The organism is Treponema sp. (assembly GCF_045657965.1).
Lineage (GTDB): Bacteria > Spirochaetota > Spirochaetia > Treponematales > Treponemataceae > Treponema_D.
Map to the genome: position 1 here is coordinate 1 of NZ_JAZOUG010000180.1, position 10,053 is coordinate 10,053.

Sequence of the window (10,053 nt, forward strand, 5' to 3'; positions counted from 1 at the left end):
TTTTGCCCCCTTTGCCTTGAGGGCTTTTATGATGTTGTATTTTGTTGTCCATTTTGTATCGGCTAAAATTACCTGAAGAGCCAGATTATTTTTTTTATTCACAACAACAGGTCCCTGTAAATTTGCAGTAACAGGTCCACCGTCACTAGGAACTGTGACAATTGCCCATACTATTACATCTGCTGATGAAACTACATCAATCTCAAATAAAGCCTTGTCATCAACATCAAGTTCATAGTTTTCAGCTATAATGAACGGATCTACAATTAAAAAAGCCAGAGAACTTTCATCAAGTGACTGCATCCAGAAAAAAGGTTTGTATTCAGATTCAATCAGTACATATCTGTGAAAATCTTCAAATCCGAGAAGTCCGTTCGGAAATTCAATGATATTTTTTTCATCAACCGAAACAGTTCCCATAGTTTTAGTTTTAACTTCCATGATTTACTCCATTTTTTATCGCATATAATTCAACAGCGTTGATGAATACATTTTGCCGGCAGTGGAAAGTGTAGCATTCTGTGTGTATTCAAGCATTTTTTCATCCGTAATCGCTTTTGTTAAATCTAAATCCCCTTCCCGGCTGATTTGGCCTGTTACATTCAGTGCAACAGCTCCATTTCTGGTCATATCGTTCTGTAATCTTTCATATTCACTGCCGGATTTTGCTACGCGATTAACAAGTGTGTTAATTCCCGCATCAAGGCTTGCAAGAACACGTCCGCCGATTGCTTCGTTATCACCTGCAAACATTGCATCTCTAAGTGCAATTACAGTATCAAAAAGTGAGCCGCCTGTAACACGGACAGAATCTCCGATATTGTACGGAGGATGCTGGCTTGAATCTTTAATGATTCCAAGTTCATTAAGAGCAGAACCAGAGACATCCTCAAGCCAAAGCTGACGGGCATCGGTAGTCGAAAGATTAAGACCGTGAGTTACAGGATCAAGTGAAGCTTTTACAGCCGCACCACTTGCATTGATTTTTGAAACAAGAGCATATACGTTATCTCCGCTTTCTACAAAAATTTTCTGACCGTCAACTGAAATCACAGAATCATTCTGAGCCTGCCACTGCCGTGCATCGCGCCCGCCGAACAGACGCTGATTTTCTGCCCAGAAAACTCTGTTTCCTGCGCTTTCTACAGTAATGTATTTATTTTCATCAACTTCAACTTTATTACTTTCAATTGAACCGTTGTAATGCACAGCCGAAACAAGCGGAACAGTTGAACCTTCCACAGCCCCCATATCTACGTCAAAAGCGCGGATATTGGAATTTGTTCCTGCAAAGAGAGAATTACCGTCAGGAGAAACGGCATTTGCGTTCTGAATAAGCTCTCCCAAAAGTTCATTAACTTCAACAGCCATATTCCGCATATCATCTTTAGTATAAACACCATTTGCACCTGTTACGGCAAGTTCCCGCACCCGCTGCATAATTTCAAGTGAATTTGTCATGTAGCCTTCGCGGTAAAGATACTGGTCACTTAAAGTTGTTGCATTTTTTTCAAAATTATTTACTCGTGTAAGATATGACTGATATTTTACAAGATGTCCGGCAGCAATCGGATCATCACGGAGAGAGGAAATCTTAGACTGTGTGCCAATCTGATTATCAATTTTTGCACGTTTTACTTCCTGGCGGCGCAAATTATACTGAGTCTGATTGTTATTTAACTGTGAACTGATTCTTGTCGGCATAACATCCTCCATTTTTTAATCACAAATTCAATAGTTTTATTAAATGAATCCGCAATAAAAAATCTAAATTTACTCTCTTTAAATATCGGAAGAATGAAGAATGAATTTAGATAAATTTTGAACTTTTTTGAATTAATGTTACAATGTAAAAATGAGAAACATTACTATTATTACGGGTGCCAGTTCTGGAATTGGCGCAGAATTTGCAAAACAAATTTCTAAAAATACCGAAAGTTCAGAACTCTGGCTTATAGCCAGAAGCAAAGATAAACTGGAAGATGTAAAAAATGAAATTGAAAATGAAAAAGCACAAAATATTTCAGAAATAAAAATCATTCCAATGAACTTATCAGGAAAAGAAGGTGTAAATCTTTTTAAGACTTTTCTGGCTACAGAAAAAATTTCAGGCGGATTTGAAATCAATATGCTTGTAAACAACGCCGGATTCGGTACATATGGAGAATTCGCAGAAACGCCGCTTGATAAAGAGCTTTCTATGATTGATTTAAATTGTACGGCATTAACAGGTCTTTGCGGGGCTGTAATTCCCTTCATGAAAAAAGGTTCAGTAATTATAAATGTATCTTCACTGGCAGCTTTTCTTCCGCTTGGAAATTTTGCTGTTTATGCTGCAACAAAATCCTACGTTCTTTCCTTTTCCGTTGCTCTGGCAGCAGAATTAAAAAATAAAGGCATAAAAGTATGTACTCTATGCCCAGGAAGTGTATCAACAGACTTTGCAAATATTGCATCAAATGGAGCAAGAAAAGAAGTTCTTAATGGAAAAAATCCTGTCGCCATAGTCGCTCACTGTCTGAATAAAGCAAAAAAAGGTAAACGAATAATTCTCTGGTCATTAAAATGGAAATTCACGGCATTTATGAGCAGGTTTATAGGTCGTTATTTATGTGCAAGATATACTTTTAAGTACAACAAAAGGCCTTATCTCAAGACGCAGCAGGGAACATCTGAATATTGAGTGTTTACAAAAATTCCGCTAAAATACAAAGCGATGTCGGTTTTTATCGCTTATGAAGCCGGTAAACGCTGGAGAAAAACATCTGCACATTTTTTAATATTTATTACAAAAGAGGTAATCTTATGGCAGAACCACAGAAAAGCGCTGTCACAAACAATGCGCTCTTCACCGACTTCTACGAGCTTACTATGGCTCAGGGCTACTGGAAAAACAACATGAATCATCAGGTTGTTTTTGATATGTTTTTCCGCAGGCAGCCTTTTAACGGAGGATTTTCAGTTTTTGCAGGTCTTGAAAATCTTATCGACGCAATTACAGACTTTACTTTTGGCGAAGACGACATCGAATATCTTCGAAGCCGGAATATTTTTGAAGAAGGCTTCTTAGAATTTCTGAAAAATTTCCGCTTCACAGGCGATATGTATGCTTTTGAAGAAGGTTCTATTATCTTTCCGCAGGAACCAATTGTACGAATTCACGCAAATTTAATCGAAGCACAGATTGTTGAAGGACTTATTCTTAATATCATCAATTTCCAGAGTCTTATTGCAACAAAAACAGCCCGTGTATGGCTTGCAAGCAAAAAAGGCGGAATCATGGAATTTGGTCTTCGCCGTGCACAGGGTCCTGACGGTGGCATGAGCGCAACAAGAGCAAGTTTTATCGGCGGAGCTGCAGGAACAAGCAATACTTTAGCCGGAAAGATTTACGGAATTCCTGTAATGGGAACTATGGCTCACTCATGGATTATGGCTTTTCCAAGCGAGCTTGATGCTTTCCGCGCTTATGCAAAAATCTATCCGACAAATGCAGTTTTCCTTATCGACACTTACGACACTCTCTGCTCCGGAATTAAAAATGCAATCACTGTAGGACGTGAACTTGTAGAACAGGGATACAATTTCGGTGTTCGTCTTGATTCAGGCGACATTTCGTACCTTACCCGCGAAGTCCGCAAAGAATTAGACAAAGCAGGCTTTCCACAGGCAAAAATCTGTGTTTCAAACGAACTTACAGAAGAAATCATCGAAACTTTAGTTTCTCAGAACTCTCCGATTGATTCCTGGGGAGTTGGAACCCATATGGTAACAGGCGGAAACGAAGCAAGCTTTACGGGCGTTTATAAACTTGGTGCCCGCCACGATGAAACAACCGGTGAAATAAAACCTGCCATGAAATTCAGTGATAATCCTGAAAAGAACACAAACCCTGGAATCAAAAATGTCTGGCGTCTTTATGACGAAGAAGGCAATGCAAAAGCTGACATCATAGCACTTGCAGACGAAACAATCGAGCCGAATACCGAGTACCGCTACTACCATCCGATGGTAGATTACAGACAGTTTGTATTCAAAGCAAGCAAAGTTGAACCAATGCTCAAAAAAGTTGTTGAAGGCGGAAAGCGAATCGGCGAAAAGAAAACCGAAGCTGAAGTTTTACGTATTGCACGCGAAACAATGCAGAAACAGCTTGAAAGCTTTGACGGTTCATATAAGCGCATCCTGAACCCGCACATCTACAAAGTTTCGCTCACCGAAGCCATGAAAGAACTTAAAATGGAATTCATTAAAGCAAGAATTAAATAATTAAGTCACTAATAAAAACGGATGTTCTTTATTAAAGAAGCATCCGTTTTTTTTTGCATTATCACCGTTTGTCAATAAAATAAGTCTTTTGCGTGCTTCTTTCCGACCTGAATTATCTGTCAAAAATTAAATTAAAATTTTAATACTAATTCATTATCATCCGGTAAAATCCTTTTCCACTCCGGCAGATTTGAACATTTTTTAACTGTGCATAGGATGACAATTTTAAATGTTTTCTCAATCTTGAAATGTATGCATATGTGAGATTTTTATTTTCTTTTTCAGAATCTGATTGAATAGATAAAGAAAGAAGAATTTCCTCAATTGAAACATCTGTATCATATCTTTCATGAAAAAGATTCAATAATTTCAGCATACTGTAATTTAAATGCAGTTCCTGATTTATTTTTTCTACAAGATTATTATTATCAGGAAATGTTTCAAGGCTTTTTTTGTCTTTTACTTCTGGCATTATAACAGGTTCAACAGTGTGTTCCAGCGAGCAGGAATTAAGAGCATCATTAATTTTATTAAAAACAGGCAGCATTGTATGAAGGGTCTGTACATTGTAATAAAATTCATTTTCAGAAACCCATCTTGCAACTCTTAAGCCTGCTGAAATTCGCTTATCACCTAAAAGAATAATTGGAAGTATAAGATTTTTTGAACAGAAAATATCATAAATAAAACCGGCATAATCTTTATACATTTCATAATCAAGAAAAAGTATATCACATTTTAAAATCAACCCTGTGATATTTTTTAAAAGATCAAGTCCGTTTTCAAAGAAAAAATAAGCATCATCAATATCAGCTATCTGTTCATAAAGATGCTCACAAAACTTTTTGTCTTTACCAGAAAAAATAAAACACATTTTTGCCTCACATTGCCCACCACCCAAATAAAGAATACAAAAAACGAATTTTAGTATATCCAGCTTTTTATAAATATAGTTTTAAAATAAAAACTCTCTTAATATTATCATAACACGCTTTTTTAGATTTAAGGATATTTTTAACTAAAAATAAATAAACTCTTATCTTACTCCATTTTATTTCGAGTAAATACAATAATAACACTCAGTTTAAATGTACTAATCTAAGGATTTAACTCCCATTCGCCATATTCATCAACAATTTCTGTTTTCATGCTGGCTAATGGACGCCATGCAACACTGATTGTAAAATAAGGACTGAAATCGTAATATGATTTTCCGTCAGTTCGGTTATAGCCTGTACTTGAACTAGTCATAAGACGTGGAGTAATTGAGAAGGAACAGTTCAAATCCCAGTCATCAAGGTCGTGCGTTACTGTCATCTTTAATGACTGAAGTTTAAATGCACTGGCTTTTCGCTTTTCTTCATCATCAAATCTAAAAGAATTTATTAAATCAGTGAAGAAATTCCGTTCTCCCCCGCTGCCATAATATTTTTCATAATCTGAATCAGAACAGAAATAACGGTAAATAACACTGTTTTTTGATTCCGAACTGAAAGTAAGGCTGAGAAAATCATTTATTTTAAATGTCAATGCAGGAATAAATTTAAAATAACTGTTAGTTGGGCGAATACAATCATAAACCACACTTGTAGAAAGCGAAGGTGCAACAGAAATACGGTCACTCCAGCGCTTAAAAGTTTTAGTTCCGCTTGCATAGGCAAGACTTGCCTGATAAGGCTGAAATTTTTTGCTGCTGTTACTGACCCAGCCCTTAGATGGATCAAAATCATAACCTGTTGTATAAGAAGCTGTATAGGCAGCCTGCAAATTATATCCGGAAAGTGCAAATTTTAGGGAAGATTTATAATCATCTTCAAGATCATAGACATAAGACTGTGTAAATTTTAATTTACTGTCAAACATATTAACAGTTAATGACTGGGTAAAATCATCCTTTATCCAGGTGCTGTCTGTTGAACTTGTCTGTTTAATTCCAGTACCGGCAGAAAGTGTTACATATGGAAAGCCAAGTGTCAAAGTTCCGCTGTAAGCATCAACTTGTGGTGGAAGAGTACTTGTAAGAGAAAGTGTCTGATAGACTTTTTTATTAAATTCATTTGCTGAAAGGACTAAATTTAAATTATGTACTGTTACACAGTCTTCGTCAGTTAAATCCGTAGTAAGATAATCCCATTTTGCTACAGGATTTGATGAATCTTCATCAGCACCTGTATAATCAAGACGAATCATTTTTATAGTTGTGTTCCATGTAAGGGAAGTGTCAGAAAAATGTTCCGTGTAGTAAAAAGGTTTGAGCGTAAGGGCATTTACATCGGTTAAATCAAGCTTACGTGCAGCCCAGTCTGCTTTTTTTACTGATTTTGCAGAAGTTTCTGTATAACCGCCTTCTGAACTTGTATCTGTAATTTTTAAATATGGATGTGCCTGATAAAGCGGATTAAACGTAAATGTATCTGTTAAAGAGATAAAACTGTCTCTGTATCCAAGTTTGCTCGTTAAAACAGTCGGCACTTTTACCTGAATATAAGTCGACTGCATGTCATTCCAGTCAAAATCTTCCGGAGTTTGAAGAATAGCAGACGAATAAGAAAATTGTGATGTATAATCAGGAGAAATGGTATAGCCAAGAGAATAAGTAATTCCGTTTAATGCTGTGGTAGAAAAAGCTTGAGTTGAAATAGCTGGAAGATAAGTTTCATCCAGAATAGTTTTTTCTTCTGCATTTTCAGGAGAGTTTTCATTTTCTGATAAGTTTTTTTCAGCATCTTCCCCTTCTTTTTCATGATCAGAATTCTTTTGATCGGAATCTTCTTCTTTTTTTTCTGATGTATCTAAATCGGAAGGAGGTGTAAGAATTAAAGTTGATGCAGAAGATTTCGATGTTGTTTTTGAAGGAATTTGAATTAAGGTTCCTGCTATTTTCCCGCTAATTTTAAAAGGCGTAATCTGTGAAGGATAATAAAATTTTCTTTCCGGACTATATGTAGCCCAGGATGTATCTCCTGCATATCTGTCATCTGAAGTTAATCCCTCATTGGCTTTCGAAGAATAAACTATCGATGAACTGAATGAAGAAACTGCAATTGAAGATATAAAGGGATTAAAAAGTTCCGGAACTTTTAAAGTATAAGAACCGCTTAAGCTCCAGGTAAATGAGGAAGTTTCTGATACTGTAAGATCATCTGTACTGGTTTCTGCACCTGCCCCGCTCATCGCAAAATCAATCCAGTCCATTGTTTCTGCACGTGTATTAAAGTCATAAGCAAAGTAAGGATCTGAATAAATCGGCATAGAAAAAGTAAGTGAAAAAGGCTTAGCAATTGTGAATTTTAAATTAGCCTGAAAACGGAAAGGAAATTCCATACCCATAAAGTTAGATTTATCGGTTATAATTTCTCCTGAAGCATTTTTTGCCAGATAGATATAATTATTTCTGAAAATTGTATTTGAAAATCCTAATTCAAGATTTGTTGTAAGACTTGTAAGTACACTTCCAGGGGCAAAAACACCATCAAAACCAACCATTGTTCCAAGGTTTGCATAATAATCAGCCATTACTTTAAAATATTTCGAAGTATCGCCTGAAAAATTCTCATCAAGATTATGCAGCACAAGTCCTTCACGACGCTGTTCTTTAAGCGTTCCTGTATTCATGAAGCTGAAGAAATTTATTGTATCATCATCATCTTCGTCATCAGTTGTACTGCTGATATCTGCGCTGCTTACAGCATCACTTCCTTTTCTGCCGTAGAGATATGTAGTTGTGTTTATGTAATACCCTTCACGAACTCTAAAACCGAATGTCGGATTAAATAAAAGTTCGTCTTTCGGATAATAAAAAGCCGGCAGATACAGTAGCGGAAAATGGCCTACATAAAGAATTGCGCTCAAAAATGCGAATTCGCCGCCCGGTAAAAGCCATATACGGCGAGCCTTGATGCGCCAGTGCGGATTTTCATCATCACAGAAAGTAAGTTCACCGGATTTAAATGCGATTGTTCCACCGGAATCCCGGCCAAAAACTTCGGACGCAACGATTAAAGTTGAACCTGAAGGAAGATTAATTGCATCGCTTGAAGTCTGCACTGCCCGTCCGTTGTCAAAAACGCCTTCGAGGGTTGCAGTATTAAAAAGAAGGCTTGAAGCCGTAATTGTTTCACCGCCGGCAGAACCGCCTGTCTGTTCAAGAGAAACGCTTCCTTCTGCATAAAGCATTTCTGTTGCACGGTTGTAATTTATTTTTTCGGCTGAAATCGTTGTTTTAGTGCTGCCGCGCGTTACAGAAATTTTTACATTTCCGGTAAGAACAATGCAGTCATCTCCTGAAACAGCATCTTTTGTATTTTCAACTTTCTGGGCCTGTTCAATAGAGATAACGGATTTTTCGCCTTCAGCCCCGTAAAACGGAACAATCGCCAAAAAAGAGAAAATCAGAACTGCAAGCAAAAAAACTTTTTTCATATTTTTTCTATCCACAGATATGCACAGATTTTCACAGATTAAAATTACAATCTGTGCTCATCTGTGTTAATCTGTGGATTCTATTCTTCACGATGACCGTGCTTCAAGGTGTCCTCTATGAACTTGCCCGTGTAGCTTCCGGTTTTCTGCCAGTTTGCCGCCACTTCTTCGGGAGTTCCGGTATCGACAATCTGACCGCCTTTGTTTCCACCGTCAGGGCCCAAGTCGATTATGTAATCTGCCTGAGCGATTACGTCAAGGTTGTGCTCAATCATAACGACAGAGTTTCCTTTATCGACAAGCCGCTGAATTACTTCCATGAGAACTTTTACATCCGCAAAATGAAGGCCCGTCGTAGGTTCGTCCAGAATGTAAAGCGTTTTTCCTGTCGAAGGCCGGGCAAGCTCTGTTGCAAGCTTTACGCGCTGGGCTTCACCGCCTGAAAGCGTTAAAGCCGACTGTCCAAGCTGAATGTAGCCAAGACCGACACTCTTCAAAGTCTCAAGCTTTCGAGAAATGTGCGGAATTGCATTGAAGAATTCTGCCGCCTCTTCGATTGTCATGTTGAGTACGTCAGAAATATTCTTGCCTTTATACCGCACATCCAGAGTTTCCTGATTAAAACGGTGGCCGTGACATACATCACACTGAATGAAAACATCAGGTAAGAAGTTCATTTCGATTGTGATAGTGCCTGCACCCTGACAGTTTTCGCAGCGCCCGCCCTTTACGTTAAAGCTGAAACGGCCGCCTTTGTAACCGCGTGCCTTTGAATCAGGAAGTGAAGCAAAAAGCTCACGTATAGAATCAAAAACACCTACATATGTAACAGGGTTACTTCTAGGAGTTCGGCCAATCGGGCTCTGGTCAATATTGATTACCTTGTCGATATTTTCGATTCCTGTAATTGAATCGTGCTCGCCACATTTGTATTCAGTGCGCATGAGAGTATTTGAAACTACAGGATAAAAAACATCGCTGAGCAAAGTTGATTTTCCGCTTCCGGAAACGCCTGTAATACAGGTAAATGTTCCGAGAGGAATATCAACGCTCACATTTTTAAGGTTATGCTCGCGAACTCCCTTAATCGAAATGAATTTGCCGTTACCCTTTCGCCTTTCTTTCGGAATCGGCATAAAAAGAGTGCCTTTAAGGTACTGACCCGTAAGGCTGTCTTCAACTTCCATAACCTGCTGTGGAGTTCCCGAAGCGATTACATTTCCGCCGTGAACGCCGGCACCGGGGCCAATGTCAACAAGCCAGTCAGCCGTGCGTAAAGTCTGCTCGTCATGTTCAACTACGATTACCGTGTTTTTAAGGTCTCGAAGGTATGTAAGAGTTTCAATAAGCCGCTCGTTATCC

General features: G+C 38.0%; 7 protein-coding genes. 2 read left to right on the plus strand and 5 right to left on the minus strand.

Annotated features, from left to right (window positions below; translation table 11 throughout):
* Together fliW and ACKI5B_RS06740 are read right to left on the minus strand one after the other, a co-directional pair.
* Positions 1 to 441 (minus strand): flagellar assembly protein FliW (gene fliW / locus ACKI5B_RS06735; RefSeq protein WP_407427092.1); only part of this gene is annotated, 441 nt, incomplete at its 3' end.
* A gap of 15 nt (positions 442 to 456) precedes the next feature.
* A complete protein-coding gene (locus tag ACKI5B_RS06740; RefSeq protein WP_407427094.1) occupies positions 457 to 1,704 on the minus strand; it encodes a flagellar hook-associated protein 3 in 1,248 nt (415 codons plus the stop codon).
* Positions 1,705 to 1,855: 151 nt separating this feature from the next.
* Here ACKI5B_RS06740 and ACKI5B_RS06745 point away from each other — a divergent pair, with 151 nt between their 5' ends.
* Positions 1,856 to 2,683 (plus strand): SDR family NAD(P)-dependent oxidoreductase, encoded by an 828-nt coding sequence (locus tag ACKI5B_RS06745; protein WP_407427096.1) that lies wholly within the window; start codon positions 1,856 to 1,858, stop codon positions 2,681 to 2,683.
* 122 nt (positions 2,684 to 2,805) lie between these two features.
* Complete coding sequence (locus tag ACKI5B_RS06750) at positions 2,806 to 4,269, plus strand: nicotinate phosphoribosyltransferase (RefSeq protein WP_407427098.1); 1,464 nt, start codon at positions 2,806 to 2,808, stop codon at positions 4,267 to 4,269.
* A 145-nt stretch (positions 4,270 to 4,414) separates the two neighbouring features.
* On the opposite strand, the gene ACKI5B_RS06755 is transcribed toward ACKI5B_RS06750, so the two are convergent.
* The 3 genes from ACKI5B_RS06755 to ACKI5B_RS06765 form a co-directional block, all read right to left on the minus strand.
* On the minus strand, positions 4,415 to 5,143 hold the full coding sequence (locus tag ACKI5B_RS06755; protein WP_407427100.1) for a hypothetical protein: 729 nt from the start codon (positions 5,141 to 5,143) through the stop codon (positions 4,415 to 4,417).
* A 224-nt stretch (positions 5,144 to 5,367) separates the two neighbouring features.
* Positions 5,368 to 8,691 carry an LPS-assembly protein LptD gene (locus ACKI5B_RS06760; RefSeq protein WP_407427102.1) on the minus strand — a complete coding sequence of 1,108 codons (3,324 nt, stop codon included), beginning with the start codon at positions 8,689 to 8,691 and terminating at the stop codon, positions 5,368 to 5,370.
* An 80-nt stretch (positions 8,692 to 8,771) separates the two neighbouring features.
* On the minus strand, positions 8,772 to 10,053 hold a 1,282-nt coding region (locus ACKI5B_RS06765; protein ID WP_486401668.1), incomplete at its 5' end, for an excinuclease ABC subunit UvrA.